The organism is Pseudomonas neuropathica (genome assembly GCF_051174785.1).
GTDB classification, from domain to species: Bacteria; Pseudomonadota; Gammaproteobacteria; order Pseudomonadales; family Pseudomonadaceae; genus Aquipseudomonas; species Aquipseudomonas neuropathica_A.
On sequence record NZ_CP195111.1, the window covers coordinates 4357153 to 4374628 of the forward strand.

Sequence of the window (17476 nt, forward strand, 5' to 3'; positions counted from 1 at the left end):
GTGTCGACTGAAGGTACGCTTTCGCGAGCAGGCTCGCTCCCACATCAACCCGGTCGCCTGCCAAACAGTGATCGTACAACCCGCTTGAGCTATCATGCCTCCAAGCCGAATTTTCGAGACAAGATGCACACCATGGAAAACCTGATCGACACCCCGCGTCTCCCGCGCAAGCGCCGTAGCCTGGCCCAGGAATTGGTGACGGTGCTGAGCGAGCAGATCCGCGATGGTCTGCTCAAGCGCGGTGACAAATTGCCTACCGAGTCGGCGATCATGGAAGCCCATGGCGTCAGCCGCACCGTGGTGCGTGAGGCGATTTCCCGTTTGCAGGCTGCCGGCCAGGTGGAAACCCGCCACGGCATCGGTACCTTTGTGCTCGACACGCCGAGCCCGAGTGGTTTCCGTATCGACCCGGCCACCGTCGTCACCCTGCGTGACGTGTTGGCGATTCTCGAATTGCGCATCAGCCTCGAAGTCGAGTCTGCCGGCCTTGCCGCGCAACGTCGCAGCGCCGAGCAGCTGGCGACCATGCGCGCCGCCCTTGATGCGCTCAACGAAAGCGCTGCCCACGCCAGTGATGCTGTTGCGTCGGACTTTGCTTTCCACCTGGAAATCGCCCTGTCCACCGGCAACCGCTACTTCACCGACATCATGACCCACCTTGGCACCAGCATCATTCCGCGTACGCGGCTGAATTCGGCGCGCCTGGCCCATGATGATCAGCAGCACTACATGAGCCGCCTGAGCCGTGAGCACGAAGAGATCTACGACGCGATTGCGCGTCAGGATTCCGATGCAGCGCGTGCGGCGATGCGTCTGCATTTGACCAACAGCCGTGAAAGACTGCGCCAGGCCCATGAAGAGGCACAGGCGCAGGGTTAGTACTTATTGGAGTTCGAGGTAAACCAGCAGCTCTGCAGACTGAGCCGTATTACCTGACGAGGTCTGCACGCTATAACTCAATTTAGCGGTGGCACCTGGTACGAGCTTTTCTGCAAATATCTTTTTCGGGATCTCGAATACAAATGGAGCATCGGCGGGTGACCCTACGGCAAGTTCCCGGCTGTATTCATTCCCTGTGGAAGTACTGACCCTTGAATGTGATCTTGTCTCCCTTGCTAACATTTGGGTATGACTGGACTTCGCCGTGGGCAGGATCGACCAGGTTGTGCACGAAAAGTATGAGCTTTCCGTTGTGCACGATGGCTTCGCGGAGGAGGGGGCAGCGAGTGCTTTTACTTGAATATTCATGATCGAAATTCCTTTTTAACCAATAAACCTTTGCAATCGTGTAGTGATGGCACACTACGATCGGAGTCGGTTTGAATCTCCTGACAGGATTAGCTCAGGAATACCCATTCGTACGCACCTGTAAGAAATACCAGTCCCGACGAACGGTTATCATGCGAAGCGCACGCGCCAGAGCCGTGAATCGGTCAAGCGAAAATTCAGGATCAAGCCTCAATCCGCAACCTCAACACCTCCGAAAACGGCTCCATACTCGACTCATCACAAAACTTGTAGCGCAGTTCAATCTCTCTGTTCAGGTACGGACGCAGCACCTCTTTAGGCAACTGCAACTCGATCCCCGTCAGTTTTTCCATCTCGTCCTCGGCATCGTCCCAGGTGCCCGTGTCCACTTCTTCGCCTGCCCATTCCGGCTCTTCCGGGTCATCACCGAGAATCGGATAAACACTCCAGTTCGCCGGAAAATCACTCGAATCCGGGACCTGTACGATCAATACATCGGGTAGCGCGGATAGCTGCAGGGTGAGGGTGTCAGAGGCAGAAGAGGCGATTTGCGCGAGGGTCGGTGCAGCATAATTCAAAAACATTTCGGTTTCCTTCGAAGGTCCGCCACGATCCTTCGTGGCAGTCGTCACACCTTACCCGGCGTTTCTCCAGCGCTCAGTAAACGAATCTTGACCAGACATTTCCGCGCTATAACCCTTCAAGCCCGTGGCTTTGCGACAAGTTCGGCAACGCCCTGAACATTTTTGTCCGACAAAAAACCACCCGCAACGATGAAATGCTGTTGACGGTTATTATTTAAGTTGTACGATGACCTACAACTTCAGCGAAGGCTGAACGGACCAATCACAAAAAACGTTGCTATCAGGGTGTTCGAATAATGAATCCACAAGAACTGAAGTCCATCCTCTCTGCCGGCCTGCTGTCCTTCCCGGTGACCGATTTCAATGCGCAGGGCGATTTCAACCGCGCCGGCTACATCAAACGTCTGGAATGGCTGGCCCCGTATGGCGCTTCGGCCTTGTTCGCCGCCGGTGGCACTGGTGAGTTCTTCTCCCTCGCTGCCAGCGAATATTCGGAAATCATCAAGACTGCCGTCGACACCTGCGCTACCAGCGTGCCGATTCTGGCCGGTGTCGGCGGTTCGACCCGCCAGGCCATCGAGTACGCTCAAGAAGCCGAGCGTCTGGGCGCCAAAGGTCTGTTGCTGCTGCCGCACTACCTGACCGAAGCGAGCCAGGACGGCGTTGCCGCCCACGTTGAAGCCGTGTGTAAATCGGTCAACATCGGTGTAGTCGTTTACAACCGCAACGTATGCCGCTTGACCGCGCCGCTGCTGGAACGTCTGGCCGAGCGCTGCCCGAACCTGATCGGCTACAAGGACGGCCTGGGCGATATCGAGTTGATGGTGTCGATCCGCCGCCGCCTCGGTGATCGCTTCAGCTACCTGGGTGGTCTGCCGACTGCCGAAGTCTATGCCGCGGCCTACAAGGCGCTGGGCGTACCGGTTTACTCCTCGGCGGTGTTCAACTTCATCCCGAAAACCGCGATGGACTTCTACCACGCGATCGCCCGTGAAGATCACGCCACCGTCGGCAAGATCATCGACGACTTCTTCCTGCCGTACCTCGACATCCGCAACCGCAAGGCCGGTTACGCCGTGAGCATTGTCAAGGCAGGCGCGAAAATCGCCGGCTATGACGCAGGCCCGGTGCGGGCACCGCTGACCGATCTGACTGGCGAAGAGTACGAAATGCTCGCTGCGCTGATCGACAAGCAAGGTGCGCAGTAACACCCGACAAAAACGCGGCCGCTGAGTAATCAGCGGCTTTTTGCGTAAAGGCTTTTAGTTTTGAGGGCTGCCCCTGTGACAAATGCAAAACGCTACGACAACTACATCAACGGCGAATGGGTTGCCGGTGCCGACTACTCGGCCAACATCAACCCGTCCGAGCTGAGCGACACCATCGGCGATTACGCCAAGGCTGACCTGACTCAGGTTCACGCCGCCATCGACGCCGCCCGCGCGGCATTCCCGGCATATTCGACTTCGGGCATTCAGGCTCGCCACGATTCGCTGGATAAAGTCGGCACGGAAATCCTCGCCCGCCGCGAAGAGCTCGGCACCTTGCTGGCCCGGGAGGAGGGCAAGACCCTGCCGGAAGCTATCGGCGAAGTGACCCGCGCCGGCAACATCTTCAAATTTTTCGCCGGTGAGTGCCTGCGTCTGTCCGGCGACTACGTGCCGTCGGTGCGCCCGGGCGTCAACGTCGAAGTGACCCGCGAAGCACTGGGCGTGGTCGGTTTGATCACCCCGTGGAACTTCCCGATTGCCATTCCTGCCTGGAAGATTGCTCCGGCGCTGGCCTACGGCAACTGCGTGGTGTTGAAGCCGGCCGATCTGGTACCGGGCTGCGCCTGGGCACTGGCCGAAATCATCTCGCGCGCAGGCTTCCCGGCCGGCGTGTTCAATCTGGTGATGGGCAGCGGTCGCGTGGTTGGCGATGCCTTGGTGCAGAGCCCGAAGGTCGACGGCATCAGCTTCACCGGTTCGGTTGGCGTGGGTCGTCAGATCGCGGTCAACTGCGTGTCGCGCCAGGCCAAAGTCCAGCTGGAAATGGGCGGCAAAAACCCGCAGATCATTCTCGACGACGCCGACCTCAAGCAAGCGGTCGAGCTGTCGGTGCAGAGCGCGTTCTATTCCACCGGCCAGCGTTGCACAGCGTCGAGCCGTTTGATTGTTACTGCCGGGATTCACGACAAGTTCGTTGAAGCCATGGCCGAGCGCATGAAGTCGATCAAGGTCGGCCACGCGCTGAAATCCGGTACCGATATTGGTCCAGTGGTTTCGCAAGCGCAGCTGGAACAGGACATGAAGTACATCGACATCGGCCAGTCCGAAGGTGCACGTCTGGTCAGTGGCGGTGGCTTGGTGACGTGTGACACCGAAGGCTACTTCCTCGCGCCAACCCTGTTTGCCGACAGTGAAGCGTCGATGCGCATCAGCCGCGAAGAGATCTTCGGCCCGGTGGCCAACATCGTTCGCGTGGCCGATTACGACGCGGCGCTGGCGATGGCCAACGACACCGAATTCGGTCTGTCGGCGGGTATTGCAACGACTTCGCTGAAGTATGCCAACCACTTCAAGCGCCACTCGCAAGCCGGGATGGTGATGGTCAACCTGCCAACCGCTGGCGTGGATTACCACGTTCCGTTTGGTGGGCGTAAAGGTTCATCCTATGGATCACGTGAGCAAGGCCGCTATGCGCAAGAGTTTTACACGGTCGTAAAAACTGCCTACATCGGATCGTAACCCGCTGCACCCGCGCCGGGCCTTCGCCTGAGGCCCTGCGCGGCACAAGACCAAAGAATGTTTTACCCGCATAAAAATAATCAGTGGGAGTACATCTACATGCAATCGTCCAAGCCGACTCACGTCCGCTATTTGATCCTGCTCATGCTGTTTCTGGTGACCACGATCAACTACGCCGACCGCGCCACGATCGCCATCGCCGGCTCCAGCCTGCAAAAAGATCTGGGCATCGACGCGGTCACCCTCGGCTATATCTTCTCCGCATTCGGTTGGGCCTACGTGGCCGGGCAAATTCCCGGTGGCTGGCTGCTCGATCGCTTCGGCTCGAAAAAAGTCTATGCCCTGAGCATTTTCACCTGGTCGCTGTTCACCGTGCTGCAAGGCTTTGTCGGTGAGTTCGGCATGTCCACCGCCATCGTTGCGCTGTTCATGCTGCGCTTCCTCGTGGGCCTGGCTGAAGCGCCTTCGTTCCCCGGCAACGCGCGCATCGTCGCGGCGTGGTTCCCGACCGCTGAACGCGGCACCGCTTCGGCGATCTTCAACTCGGCGCAATACTTTGCCACCGTGTTGTTCGCACCGCTGATGGGCTGGATCGTGTATTCCTTTGGCTGGGAGCACGTGTTTATCGTCATGGGGATTCTCGGGATCATCTTCTCGCTGGTCTGGCTGAAAGTGATCTACAGCCCGCGTGAACACCCGCGTATCAACGAAGCCGAGTTCAAACACATCGCTGAAAACGGCGGCATGGTCGACATGGATCAGAAGGGCAAAAAGTCCGACGGTCCGAAGTGGGATTACATCCGTCAGTTGCTGACCAATCGCATGATGCTCGGCGTGTATCTGGGCCAGTACTGCATCAACGGCATCACCTATTTCTTCCTGACCTGGTTCCCGGTGTATCTGGTGCAAGAGCGTGGCATGACCATTCTCAAGGCCGGTTTCATTGCCTCGTTGCCGGCAATCTGCGGCTTTATCGGCGGCGTACTCGGTGGGGTGATTTCCGATTACCTGCTGCGCAAGGGCCACTCGCTGACCTTCGCCCGCAAAGCGCCGATCATTGCCGGCCTGCTGGTTTCCAGCAGCATCGTTGCCTGCAACTATGTTGAAGTGGAATGGATGGTGGTTGGCTTCATGGCCCTGGCCTTCTTCGGCAAAGGCGTCGGCGCACTCGGTTGGGCGGTGGTCTCCGACACTTCGCCAAAACAGATCGCCGGTCTGAGCGGTGGCCTGTTCAACACTTTCGGCAACATTGCTTCGATCACCACGCCGATCGTGATTGGCTACATCATCAGCTCCACCGGTTCGTTCAAATGGGCGCTGGTGTTCGTCGGTGCCAACGCACTGGTCGCGGTGTTCAGCTATCTGGTCATCGTTGGCCCGATCAAACGTGTGGTACTCAAAGAGCCGCCAACCAGCGGCGGTACTGAAGCCACCGGCAAATTGTCCCAAGCGCATTCCTGAGGAGCGGCGTCATGCAGTTGATTGAACATTCTGACTCGCCGCGCCACATCCGCCTGCACGAGCGGGACAATGTGGTGGTCGTGGTCAACGACCAGGGCGCACCGGCCGGCACTGAGTTTGCCGATGGCCTGGTGACGCTGGAATTCGTGCCGCAGAGCCACAAGGTCACCCTCGAAGACATTCCCGAGGGCGGCCAGGTGATTCGCTACGGTCAGGTGATCGGCTACGCGTTGCAGCCGATTCGCCGTGGCAGTTGGGTCAAGGAAGATCAACTGCGCATGCCGACCGCGCCGCCGCTGGACAGCCTGCCGCTGTCCACCGAGGTGCCGGACGCGCAGGCACCGCTGGATGGTTTCACCTTCGAGGGCTATCGCAACGCCGACGGCACCGTCGGTACGCGCAATATTCTCGGCATCACTACGACGGTGCAGTGCGTCACCGGCGTGCTTGATCACGCGGTAAAACGCATCAAGGAAGAACTGCTGCCGAAGTACCCGCATGTTGATGACGTGGTGGCGCTGACTCACAGTTACGGCTGCGGCGTGGCGATTACCGCGACCGACGCCTACATCCCGATTCGCACCGTGCGCAATCTGGCGCGTAATCCGAACCTCGGTGGCGAGGCGTTGGTGATCAGCCTCGGCTGCGAGAAATTGCAGGCCGGACAGGTGATGCACGAAGACGATGCTTCGGTGGATCTCAGCGATCCGTGGCTGTATCGCTTGCAGGATTCCAGTCACGGGTTCACCGAGATGATCGAACAGATCATGGATCTGGCTGAAGTCCGTTTGAAGAAACTCGACCAGCGCCGTCGCGAAACCGTGCCGGCCTCCGAGTTGATCCTCGGCATGCAGTGTGGCGGCAGTGATGCGTTCTCCGGGATCACCGCCAACCCGGCGCTGGGTTATGCCTCGGACTTGTTGCTGCGGGCCGGGGCGACGGTGATGTTTTCCGAAGTCACCGAAGTGCGCGATGCGATTTACCTGCTCACTTCACGCGCCGAAAGCAAAACTGTCGCTGAGGAATTGGTGCGTGAGATGGACTGGTACGACCGTTACCTGGCCAAGGGTGAAGCGGATCGCAGCGCCAACACCACGCCGGGCAACAAAAAGGGCGGGCTGTCGAACATTGTCGAGAAGTCGCTGGGTTCGATCGTCAAATCCGGCAGCAGCGCGATCAACGGCGTGCTCGGCCCGGGCGAACGCTTCAAGCAGAAGGGGCTGATTTTCTGTGCGACGCCTGCGAGTGATTTTGTCTGCGGTACGTTGCAGTTGGCGGCAGGGATGAACCTGCATGTGTTCACCACCGGGCGGGGTACGCCGTACGGTTTGGCGATGGCGCCGGTGGTGAAGGTTTCGACGCGCACGGAATTGGCGCAGCGCTGGCCTGATCTGATTGATATCGACGCCGGGCGCATTGCTACCGGGCGCGCGACGATCGAGGAGTTGGGTTGGGAGTTGTTCCACTACTACCTGGATGTTGCTAGCGGCAAACAGCAGACGTGGGCGGAGAAGCACAAGCTGCATAACGACATTACGTTGTTCAATCCGGCGCCGATTACTTGATGGTTTGGGGGTGGGTCAAGAGCTACCCTCACCCCAGCCCTCTCCCTGGGGGAGAGGGGGCCGACCGAGTTGTCTTGCGCAATACATCGACCTGAAATACCGAGTTGATGATGGACTCGACAAGCAGTTCTGGATTCAACGAAGTCATTTCAGGTCGGTGGATTACTGCAATATCCCCCGATCGGTTCCCTCTCCCTGGGGGAGAGGGGGCCGACCGAGTTGTCTTGCGCAATACATCGACCTGAAATACCGAGTTGATTATGGACTCGACAAGCAGTTCTGGATTCAACGAAGTCATTTCAGGTCGGTGGATTACTGCAATATCCCCCGATCGGTTCCCTCTCCCTGGGGGAGAGGGGGCCGACCGAGTTGTCTTGCGCAATACATCGACCTGAAATACCGAGTTGATTATGGACTCGACAAGCAGTTCTGGATTCAGCGAAGTCATTTCAGGTCGGTGGATTACTGCAATATCCCCCGATCGGTTCCCTCTCCCTTCGGGAGAGGGCTAGGGTGAGGGGCTTTTGCTTTATCATTGGCCCCTAACGACGCTCACCCAAGGCTCCCCGGCATGCTGGCAATCTTCCTCGAAACCCTGAACATCACCGCGCCGGTGTTTGCCATGCTGTTTCTCGGTGTGCTGCTCAAGCGCATCGACTGGATCAACGACAACTTCATCCACACTGCTTCGTCGCTGGTGTTCAACGTCACTATGCCGGCGTTGCTGTTCCTTGGCATTCTGCATGCCGACCTGCACGCCGCGTTGCAACCGTCCCTGCTGATCTACTTCTCCCTCGCCACGCTGGTGAGTTTCGCCGTGGCTTGGGGCTGGGCGATTTTCAAATGCCCGCGTGAAGATCGCGGCATCTACACCCAAGGCGCGTTTCGCGGCAACAACGGCGTGATTGGTCTGGCGTTGGCGGCGAGCATGTACGGCGATTACGGGATTTCCCTCGGGGCGATTCTCGCGGCGCTGGTGATCCTGTTCTACAACACGCTGTCGACCATCGTGCTGGCGGTGTACAGCCCGGTGATCAAGTCCGATCCGTGGAGCATTTGCAAGAGCGTGTTCAGCAACCCGCTGATCATTAGCGTGATTGCGGCGGCGCCGTTTGCCTATTTCAAGATCGGTTTGCCGGGATGGCTGGAGACTTCCGGGCAGTATCTGGCGCAGACCACCTTGCCGCTGGCGTTGATCTGCATTGGCGGCACGCTGTCACTGGCGGCGTTGCGCAAGAGCGGCAATATGGCGCTCAGTTCCAGCCTGGTGAAGATGATCGGTTTGCCGGTGCTGGCGACGCTGGGGGCGTGGTTGTGGGGATTTCGCGGCGCGGAGTTGGGGATTCTGTTTTTGTACTTTGGCAGCCCGACGGCGGCGGCAAGTTTCGTCATGGCCCGGGCGGCTCAGGGCAATCATGAACTGGCGGCGGCGATTATTGTGATGACCACGTTGATGGCGGCGATCACCACCAATATCGGGATCTTTGTTTTGCAGTGGGGTGGATGGATCTAGCCTGAATCTTGGGTTGCTCTCCCGGGCCTCTTCGCGAGCAAGCTCGCTCCCACATTTGAAATGCATTCCAATGTGGGAGCGAGCTTGCTCGCGAAGGCGTCAGTTCAATCACTCAGGCTTCTGGTAGGTATCGATCACTTCCTGCGCCGCGCGAAACGCATCAATCGCCGCCGGCACGCCGGCATACACCGCGCAATGCAGCAACGCCTCACGAATCTCGTCCACCGTGCAGCCATTGTTCAGCGCACCGCGCACATGGCCCTTCAGCTCTTGCGGGCATTTCAATGCGGTCAGCGCGGCAAGGGTGATCAGGCTGCGGGTTTTCAGCGGCAGACCTTCACGATTCCATACGCCACCCCAGGCATGTTCATTGACGAAATCCTGCAACGGTTGAGTGAACTCGGTGGCATTGCCCAAGGCGCGATCAACAAACGCATCGCCCATTACCTGGCGGCGGACTTCAACCCCGGACTGCTTCGATTCGGTCATGGCATATCCCTCTTGTGGTGTTGGCGGCGCCAGGCGCGTATCGACGTGAACAGCAGAAACGTCAACAGCGTCGGCAAGACATAAAACAGCATCAGCCGCTCAAGCTTGCCGGCCAGCGGCATGCCGGTGGTGAACGACACCACGTGCAGCCCATACGCCAGGTACAAACCGAGCAACAGCAAGCCTTCGGCGCGGGTCACGCGGTAGCCGGAATAGAACACCGGCAGGCACAGCGCGGCGACGCCGAGCATTACCGGCAGGTCGAAATCCAGTGCGTTCGGCGACACCGACAGTGGCGTCGGTGCGATCAATGCGGTCAGGCCGAGTACCCCGAGCAGATTGAACAGATTGGCACCGATCACGTTGCCGACGGCAATATCGCGTTGCCCGCGCAGTGCGGCGATCAGCGAGGTCGCCAGTTCCGGCAGGGAGGTGCCGACAGCGACGACGGTCAGGCCAATGACGCGCTCGGAAAATCCAAGATCAGTTGCCACCACCACGGCAGCTCCGAGCAAAAGGTGCCCGGCAAATACCAGCATCGCCAAACCGACGATGATCATCAGCGAACTGCCGATCCACGACGCTTCGCTTGTTTCAACGCGCTCCGTGTGCGGCCGCGTCGAGTGCCGTGACTGGCGCAACAATAAGCCGAGATACAGCGCCAGTGCGACCAACAACAGGATGCCGTCGAAACGACCGATCTCTTCGTTCCACGCCAGGATGAACACCAGCAGGCTGGCGCCGATCATCAGCGGAATATCCAGCCGTACCAATTGCCGCGAGACGCGCAGAGGAATGATCAGCGCTGACAGGCCGAGGGTGACGAGGATGTTGAAGATACTGCTGCCGACCACACTGCCAACGGCAATGTCCGGGTTATGCGCCAGTGCCGCTTGAAGACTGACGGCCATCTGCGGCGCACTGCTGCCGAGGGCGACGATGGTCAGACCGATGATCAGCGGCCGCACATGCAGACGCGCCGCCAGGCGCACCGCCGCCCGCACCATCAGTTCGGCACCGAAGATCAGCAGGCACAGACCCGCGAGCAGTTCGATCACGCTGATCAGGGGTAAGTCGGCTAGTCCGAAAATGGTCAGCGCTCCATCAGTCGAGGGCCTGCACGCGAACCCGTGCGGTGCCGCTGCGCAGCATGCCGAGTTGTTCGGCGGCCTCGCGGGAGACGTCGATCAGGCGCCCGCGTGTGTGCGGGCCACGATCATTGATGCGGACTACGACGGACTCATCGTTTTTCAGATTGGTGACCTTCACCCGCGTGCCGAAAGGTAACTGGCGATGGGCGGCGGTCAGGGAATTCTGGTTGAACGGCTCGCCACTGGCGGTGCGTTTACCGTGGTGTCTGGCACCGTAATAAGAGGCGACGCCGGTCTGGTCGTAACCGTGCGGGTCGATGGTGTCGGTGCTGGCGCAACCGGCCAGTATAGAGAGCAGGGCGCAGGCGCCGAGCAGACGTTTCATTCGAAAGCTCCCAAATAACAATGTGGGAGCGAGCCTGCTCGCGAAGAGGCCATCACATTCAATATCTCTATTGGATGTCATGACGCTTTCGCGAGCAGGCTCGCTCCCACAGGGAATAGAGCCAGGCTTTGGATCTGGCTCCATTGTGGTCAGCCTTCGAGCTTGCTTTTCAGCAGTTCGTTCACTTGCTGCGGGTTGGCTTTGCCTTTGGAGGCTTTCATCGCCTGGCCAACAAAGAAGCCGAACATCTTGCCGCGCTTGGCTTCATCCGCCGCACGATACTGTTCAACCTGCTCGGCGTTGGCCGCGAGCATTTCGTCCAGTACGGCCGAGATCGCGCCGCTGTCGGTCACTTGCTTCAGGCCACGTTTTTCGATGATCTCGTCTGCGCTGCCTTCGCCGTTGGCCATCGCTTCGAACACCACTTTGGCGATCTTGCCGGAGATGGTGTTGTCCTTGATGCGCTGCAGCATACCGCCCAACAGCTCAGCGGAAACCGGCGACTCGTCGATGTCCAGGCCTTGCTTGTTGAGCAGGCTGCCCAACTCGACCATCACCCAGTTCGCCGCCAGTTTGGCGTCGCCGCCGATGGCTGCGACTTTCTCGAAGTAGTCCGCTTGCTCACGGCTGGTGGCCAGCACATTGGCGTCGTAGGCCGACAGACCGAACTGGCTCTGGAAGCGCTCGCGTTTCTGCGGTGGCAGTTCCGGCAGGGTGGCGCGCACCTCGCCGAGGAACGACTCTTCGATGACCACCGGCAACAGGTCCGGATCGGGGAAGTAACGGTAGTCGTTGGCTTCCTCTTTCGAACGCATCGGACGGGTCTCGTCCTTGTTCGGATCGTACAGACGGGTTTGCTGGATCACTTTGCCGCCGTCTTCGATCAGCTCGATCTGACGCTGGATCTCGGTATTGATCGCCTTCTCGATGAAGCGGAACGAGTTGACGTTCTTGATCTCGCAGCGGGTGCCGAATTCAACCTGGCCTTTCGGACGCACCGAGACGTTGCAGTCGCAACGCAGCGAGCCTTCGGCCATGTTGCCGTCGCAAATGCCCAGGTAACGTACGAGGGCGTGGATCGCCTTGACGTAAGCCACGGCTTCCTTGGCGCTGCGCATGTCCGGCTCGGAAACGATTTCCAGCAGCGGCGTGCCGGCACGGTTCAGGTCGATGCCGGTGGCACCGTTGAATTCTTCGTGCAGGCTCTTGCCGGCGTCTTCTTCCAGGTGCGCGCGGGTGATGCCGACACGTTTGACGGTGCCGTCTTCCAGGGCGATGTCCAGGTGGCCCTTGCCAACGATCGGCAATTCCATCTGGCTGATCTGGTAGCCCTTCGGCAGGTCCGGATAGAAGTAGTTTTTGCGGGCGAACACGTTGTGCTGACCGATCTCGGCGTCAATCGCCAGACCGAACATCACCGCCATGCGCACCGCTTCCTGGTTCAGCACCGGCAGAACGCCAGGCATGCCCAGGTCGATCAGGCTGGCCTGGGTGTTCGGCTCGGAACCGAACGTGGTGGAACTACCGGAAAAGATTTTCGACCGGGTAGTGAGCTGAGTGTGAATCTCCAGCCCGATCACGACTTCCCATTGCATGTGTGTCTCCTCAGAAGCCGGTTGGGGTGCGGGTGTGCCAGTCAGTGTTGAGCTGATACTGGTGAGCAACGTTCAACAGGCGACCTTCCTGGAAGTACGGCGCGAGCAGTTGCACGCCCACCGGCAGACCGTCGACAAAACCGGCCGGCATCGACAGGCCCGGCAGGCCCGCGAGGTTGGCGGTGATGGTGTAGACGTCTTCCAGATAGGCAGCGACCGGGTCGCTGTTCTTGGCGCCGAGTTTCCAGGCCGGGTTCGGCGTGGTCGGGCCGAGGATGATGTCGACTTCATTAAAGGCAGCCATGAAATCGTTCTTCACCAGACGACGGATCTTCTGCGCTTTCAGGTAGTAGGCGTCGTAATAACCGGCGGACAGTGCGTAGGCACCGACCATGATCCGGCGCTGGACTTCCGGGCCGAAGCCTTCGCCACGCGAGCGCTTGTACAGATCGATGAGGTTTTCCGGGTTCTCGCAGCGATGGCCGAAACGCACACCGTCGAAACGCGACAGGTTCGAAGAGGCTTCAGCCGGGGCAATCACGTAGTACGCAGGAATCGCGTGCTGCATGTTCGGCAGGCTGATTTCCTTGATTACGGCACCGAGCTTCTGCAGCTCTTTGATGCTGTTCTGGATCAGCTCGGCGATGCGCGGGTCGAGACCGGCGCTGAAGTATTCCTTCGGCACACCGATGCGCAGGCCTTGCAGCGAATCGCCCAGGCTTGCGGAGTAATCCGGAACCGGCTCATCGATGCTGGTGGAATCGTTCTGATCAAAGCCGGCCATACCTTGCAACAAAATTGCGCAGTCTTCGGCGGTGCGTGCCAACGGGCCGCCCTGATCGAGGCTGGAGGCATAAGCAATCATGCCCCAGCGCGACACGCGACCGTAGGTCGGTTTCAGGCCGGTGAGGTTGGTGAACGCCGCCGGCTGACGGATCGAACCGCCGGTGTCGGTGGCGGTTGCCGCTGGCAACAGACGAGCGGCAACGGCGGCTGCCGAACCGCCGGAGGAGCCGCCCGGTACGTGTTCCAGGTTCCACGGGTTTTTCACCGCGCCGTACCAGCTCGACTCGTTGGCCGAACCCATGGCGAATTCGTCCATGTTGGTCTTGCCCAAGGTCACGGCACCGGCAGCGGCGAGCTTCGCGACCACGGTGGCGTCGTACGGGGCCTTGAAGTTGTCGAGCATCTTCGAGCCGCAGCTGGTGCGAATGCCCTGGGTGCAGAACAAATCTTTGTGAGCGATCGGCGCACCGAGCAGGGCGCCGCTCTCACCGTTGGCACGGCGGGCATCGGCGGCTTTCGCCTGCTCGAGGGCCAGCTCTTCGGTGAGGCTGATGAAACTGTTGAGCTGCGGATCGAGCTGGGTGATGCGCGCCAGCAGGACTTTGGTCAGCTCTTCGGAGGAAAACTTTTTATCGGCGAGACCGCGGGCGATCTCGGCCAGAGTCATTTGATGCATTGCAGGCTCTTTCCCTTTAGTCGATGACTTTCGGAACCAGATACAGGCCGTTTTCGACCGCTGGTGCGATGGACTGGTAGGCCTCGCGGTGATTGCTCTCGGTCACGACGTCGGCGCGCAGGCGCTGACTGGCTTCCAGCGGGTGGGCCAGAGGCTCGATTCCGTCGGTATTAACAGCCTGCATTTCGTCGACCAGACCGAGAATGCTGTTGAGAGCGGAAGTAATGTGTGGAAGATCGGCATCATTGAGGCCAAGGCAGGCCAGATGAGCGATTTTTTCCACGTCGGAGCGTTCTAGCGCCATCGGGATTCTCCTGTGGAAAACAGAACGGACGGCGTCCGTGTGTTAGATTGTCGGAACACTACCGCACTTCTACGGTCATAAGGCCGCGATTGTGGGGCTTGGTGCACAGAAAAGCGGCCAATTTAACATATTGGCGCCTTGCCCAAAATCCCTGTCGTTGTTAGAGTTTGCCGCACTTTTTTACCCACGCGTTGCCTAGGGTCCCTTTCCCATGTTCAAGAAACTGCGTGGCATGTTTTCCAGCGATCTTTCCATTGACCTGGGCACTGCCAACACCCTTATTTACGTGCGCGAGCGCGGTATCGTCCTGAATGAGCCATCGGTTGTGGCCATTCGGACACACGGTAACCAGAAAAGTGTCGTCGCTGTCGGCACCGAGGCCAAGCGCATGCTCGGCCGTACGCCGGGCAACATTGCTGCCATTCGTCCGATGAAGGACGGCGTGATCGCCGACTTCAGCGTCTGCGAAAAGATGCTGCAATACTTTATTAACAAGGTTCACGAAAACAGCTTTCTGCAGCCTAGCCCTCGTGTGCTGATCTGCGTTCCATGCAAGTCCACCCAGGTTGAGCGTCGCGCCATCCGTGAATCGGCCCTCGGTGCCGGTGCCCGTGAAGTGTTCCTGATCGAAGAGCCAATGGCTGCTGCGATCGGTGCCGGCCTGCCGGTCGAAGAAGCGCGCGGCTCGATGGTCGTGGATATCGGTGGTGGTACTACCGAAATCGCCCTGATCTCCCTGAACGGTGTGGTCTATGCCGAATCCGTGCGTGTTGGCGGCGACCGTTTCGACGAAGCGATCATCACCTACGTGCGCCGTAACTACGGCAGCCTGATCGGTGAATCTACCGCTGAGCGCATCAAGCAGGAAATCGGCACAGCCTACCCGGGCGGCGAAGTTCGCGAAGTCGACGTTCGCGGTCGCAACCTGGCCGAAGGCGTTCCACGCGCATTCACCCTGAACTCCAACGAAGTGCTGGAAGCTCTGCAAGAGTCCCTGGCAACCATCGTTCAGGCCGTGAAAAGCGCGCTGGAGCAATCGCCGCCGGAACTGGCTTCCGACATCGCCGAGCGTGGCCTGGTGCTGACCGGTGGTGGCGCGCTGCTGCGTGACCTCGACAAGTTGCTGGCCCAGGAAACCGGTCTGCCAGTCATCGTTGCCGAAGATCCGTTGACCTGTGTTGCTCGCGGCGGTGGCCGTGCATTGGAAATGATGGATAAGCACACCATGGACCTGCTCTCGAGCGAATAAGTCGCCGGGTGCAATACGTGGGTGAGCGCGCAGGCAGCACTTTGCAGTGCTGCCTGTTGGCGTTTATCTTCTGTCAGTCTTCATCCAGGCCGGTTTGATGCCGTATGAATAAACAGAACATTTGCCTGGGAGGAGCGGCTTATTAAACCGCTTTTCGCCAAAGGCCCTTCGTTGGGTGTGCGCCTGTTGGTGCTGGCCGTGCTATCGGTCGCGCTGATGGTGGTCGATGCCCGCTTCGACCTGCTCAAGCCCGCGCGCAAACAAGCGTCGCTGGTGTTGATGGACGCCTACTGGATCACCGACCTGCCCGGACGGCTGTGGGAAGGGATCGCCAGTCAGTTCGGCAGTCGCACCGAACTGGTCGCCGAAAACGAAAAACTCAAGACCGAAAACCTGCTGTATCAGGGGCGTATGCAAAAGCTTGCTGCCCTCACCGAGCAGAACGTTCGGCTGCGCGAGTTGCTCAATTCCTCTGCGTTGGTCAATGAAAAGGTCGAAGTGGCCGAGTTGATCGGCATGGACCCCAACCCCTTTACCCATCGCATCATCATCAATAAAGGTGAGCGCGACGGCGTGGTACTGGGGCAGCCCGTGCTGGATGCGCGCGGTTTGATGGGCCAAGTGGTCGAATTGATGCCTTACACCTCCCGTGTATTGTTGTTGACCGATACCACCCACAGCATTCCTGTGCAGGTGAACCGCAACGGTCTGCGCGCGATCGCCAGCGGCACCGGTAACCCGGAGCGTCTGGAACTGCGCCACGTTGCCGACACCGCCGATATCAAAGAAGGCGATCTGCTGGTCAGCTCCGGTCTCGGCCAGCGTTTCCCGGCCGGTTATCCGGTGGCCACGGTCAAGGAAGTCATCCACGATTCCGGCCAGCCGTTCGCGATCGTCCGCGCAGTGCCGACTGCCGCACTCAATCGCAGTCGTTATCTGCTGTTGGTATTCAGTGACAATCGCACCGCCGAAGAGCGCGCCAACGACGCCGCGCAAGCGCAGGAAAATCTTGATGCCTTCGGTGGTGGCCCGATTATTCCGGCCACTGTGCCGAAAACCGTGACTGCGCCGGCAACTGCTACTCCGGCGCCTGCAGCACCTGCCGCACCGACCGCTGCCGCCAGCGCCACACCGGCCAAACCCGCTGCCAGTAAACCGCCAGCGGCGGCGAAACCACCGGCCTCTACGCCGGCGGCAACCAAACCTCCAGCTGCCCAGCCTGCTGCGCGACCTGCGGTCAAACCGCCTGCTAGCGTACCGGCGACAACCGGGAGACAAGAATAATGGTCGGCGCTACCGCATCGCGAAACGGCTGGATTGTCTGGCTGACGTTTCTCATTGGCATGTTGCTCAGTGTCTCGCCGTTGCCGCAGTTCATGGAAATCCTGCGTCCGCTGTGGCTGGCGCTGCTGCTGACATTCTGGGCGCTGTACATGCCGCAAACAGTCGGCATGGTCACGGCGTTCTGTCTGGGCCTGGCTGAAGACGTGCTCTACGGCACGCTGCTGGGCCAGAACGCGTTGATCCTGACGCTGATCACCTTCCTCGTGCTGTCATTGCAACAACGCCTGCGGATGTTCCCGATGTGGCAGCAATGCCTGGTAATTCTGGTGATTTTCGGCCTCGCGCAGCTGGTGCAGTTGTGGCTCAGCGCCTTGACCGGTAACCGTCAACCAACCCTGGCGCTGGTACTTCCGGCGCTGGTCAGTGCCTTGCTCTGGCCTTGGGTCAGTTTTGCCCTCCGCGGATTGCGCCGACGTTACAAAATCAATTGAGCCGGTGAAGCAGGGCACTGAACAGG

17 protein-coding genes are annotated in these 17476 nt (G+C 59.5%); 9 read left to right on the forward strand and 8 right to left on the reverse strand.

The features are described 5' to 3' along the window. Positions 1-132 precede the first annotated feature (132 nt). The gene (locus ACRRSD_RS19580) at positions 133-879 is read left to right on the forward strand and encodes a FadR/GntR family transcriptional regulator (RefSeq protein ID WP_176472316.1); all 747 of its coding nucleotides are present in this window, start codon (positions 133-135) and stop codon (positions 877-879) included. A gap of 3 nt (positions 880-882) precedes the next feature. Here ACRRSD_RS19580 and ACRRSD_RS19585 read toward each other — a convergent pair whose 3' ends face one another. Together ACRRSD_RS19585 and ACRRSD_RS19590 are read right to left on the reverse strand one after the other, a co-directional pair. Further along, on the reverse strand, positions 883-1248 hold the full coding sequence (locus tag ACRRSD_RS19585; protein ID WP_435034804.1) for a hypothetical protein: 366 nt from the start codon (positions 1246-1248) through the stop codon (positions 883-885). A 203-nt stretch (positions 1249-1451) separates the two neighbouring features. Continuing rightward, positions 1452-1832, reverse strand: coding sequence for a hypothetical protein (locus tag ACRRSD_RS19590; protein WP_435034806.1), 381 nt, complete (start codon positions 1830-1832; stop codon positions 1452-1454). 296 nt (positions 1833-2128) lie between these two features. On the opposite strand from ACRRSD_RS19590, the gene kdgD reads away from it, so the two are divergent. From kdgD to ACRRSD_RS19615, 5 genes are all read left to right on the forward strand, one after another. Then, positions 2129-3040, forward strand: a complete 912-nt coding sequence (gene kdgD / locus ACRRSD_RS19595; RefSeq protein ID WP_007981458.1) for a 5-dehydro-4-deoxyglucarate dehydratase — start codon at positions 2129-2131, stop codon at positions 3038-3040. A 75-nt stretch (positions 3041-3115) separates the two neighbouring features. Then, on the forward strand, positions 3116-4561 hold the full coding sequence (locus ACRRSD_RS19600; protein WP_016984320.1) for an aldehyde dehydrogenase family protein: 1446 nt from the start codon (positions 3116-3118) through the stop codon (positions 4559-4561). 99 nt (positions 4562-4660) lie between these two features. Next, positions 4661-6022 carry an MFS transporter gene (locus ACRRSD_RS19605; RefSeq protein WP_435034809.1) on the forward strand — a complete coding sequence of 454 codons (1362 nt, stop codon included), beginning with the start codon at positions 4661-4663 and terminating at the stop codon, positions 6020-6022. Between the two features lie 11 nt (positions 6023-6033). Next, entirely contained in the window at positions 6034-7587 is a 1554-nt protein-coding gene (gene garD / locus ACRRSD_RS19610; protein ID WP_435034811.1) for a galactarate dehydratase, read from the forward strand. Positions 7588-8158: 571 nt separating this feature from the next. Further along, a complete protein-coding gene (locus tag ACRRSD_RS19615) occupies positions 8159-9100 on the forward strand; it encodes an AEC family transporter (protein WP_435034812.1) in 942 nt (313 codons plus the stop codon). A gap of 108 nt (positions 9101-9208) precedes the next feature. On the opposite strand, the gene ACRRSD_RS19620 is transcribed toward ACRRSD_RS19615, so the two are convergent. From ACRRSD_RS19620 to gatC, 6 genes are all read right to left on the reverse strand, one after another. Then, on the reverse strand, positions 9209-9589 hold the full coding sequence (locus ACRRSD_RS19620; RefSeq protein WP_064119346.1) for a carboxymuconolactone decarboxylase family protein: 381 nt from the start codon (positions 9587-9589) through the stop codon (positions 9209-9211). Beyond that, complete coding sequence (locus tag ACRRSD_RS19625; RefSeq protein WP_435034815.1) at positions 9586-10647, reverse strand: calcium/sodium antiporter; 1062 nt, start codon at positions 10645-10647, stop codon at positions 9586-9588. Before ACRRSD_RS19625 ends, ACRRSD_RS19620 begins: the two co-directional genes overlap by 4 nt. A gap of 46 nt (positions 10648-10693) precedes the next feature. Continuing rightward, complete coding sequence (locus ACRRSD_RS19630; RefSeq protein WP_435034817.1) at positions 10694-11065, reverse strand: septal ring lytic transglycosylase RlpA family protein; 372 nt, start codon at positions 11063-11065, stop codon at positions 10694-10696. A 149-nt stretch (positions 11066-11214) separates the two neighbouring features. After that, positions 11215-12660: an Asp-tRNA(Asn)/Glu-tRNA(Gln) amidotransferase subunit GatB gene (gene gatB / locus ACRRSD_RS19635; protein ID WP_123451664.1), complete on the reverse strand. Its 1446-nt coding sequence runs from the start codon at positions 12658-12660 to the stop codon at positions 11215-11217. A gap of 10 nt (positions 12661-12670) precedes the next feature. After that, complete coding sequence (gatA, locus tag ACRRSD_RS19640) at positions 12671-14122, reverse strand: Asp-tRNA(Asn)/Glu-tRNA(Gln) amidotransferase subunit GatA (protein WP_064585968.1); 1452 nt, start codon at positions 14120-14122, stop codon at positions 12671-12673. Positions 14123-14138: 16 nt separating this feature from the next. Then, complete coding sequence (gatC, locus tag ACRRSD_RS19645) at positions 14139-14426, reverse strand: Asp-tRNA(Asn)/Glu-tRNA(Gln) amidotransferase subunit GatC (protein ID WP_007915356.1); 288 nt, start codon at positions 14424-14426, stop codon at positions 14139-14141. A gap of 211 nt (positions 14427-14637) precedes the next feature. Between gatC and mreB the strand changes: the two genes are divergently transcribed. The 3 genes from mreB to mreD all read left to right on the forward strand — a co-directional run bounded on the left by mreB (position 14638) and on the right by mreD (position 17450). Next, positions 14638-15675, forward strand: a complete 1038-nt coding sequence (gene mreB / locus ACRRSD_RS19650) for a rod shape-determining protein MreB (RefSeq protein WP_002555108.1) — start codon at positions 14638-14640, stop codon at positions 15673-15675. 141 nt (positions 15676-15816) lie between these two features. Beyond that, the gene (mreC, locus tag ACRRSD_RS19655) at positions 15817-16959 is read left to right on the forward strand and encodes a rod shape-determining protein MreC (RefSeq protein WP_435038523.1); all 1143 of its coding nucleotides are present in this window, start codon (positions 15817-15819) and stop codon (positions 16957-16959) included. Further along, on the forward strand, positions 16959-17450 hold the full coding sequence (mreD, locus tag ACRRSD_RS19660; protein ID WP_077571118.1) for a rod shape-determining protein MreD: 492 nt from the start codon (positions 16959-16961) through the stop codon (positions 17448-17450). The genes mreC and mreD overlap by 1 nt, the downstream gene beginning before the upstream one ends. Positions 17451-17476 lie beyond the last annotated feature (26 nt).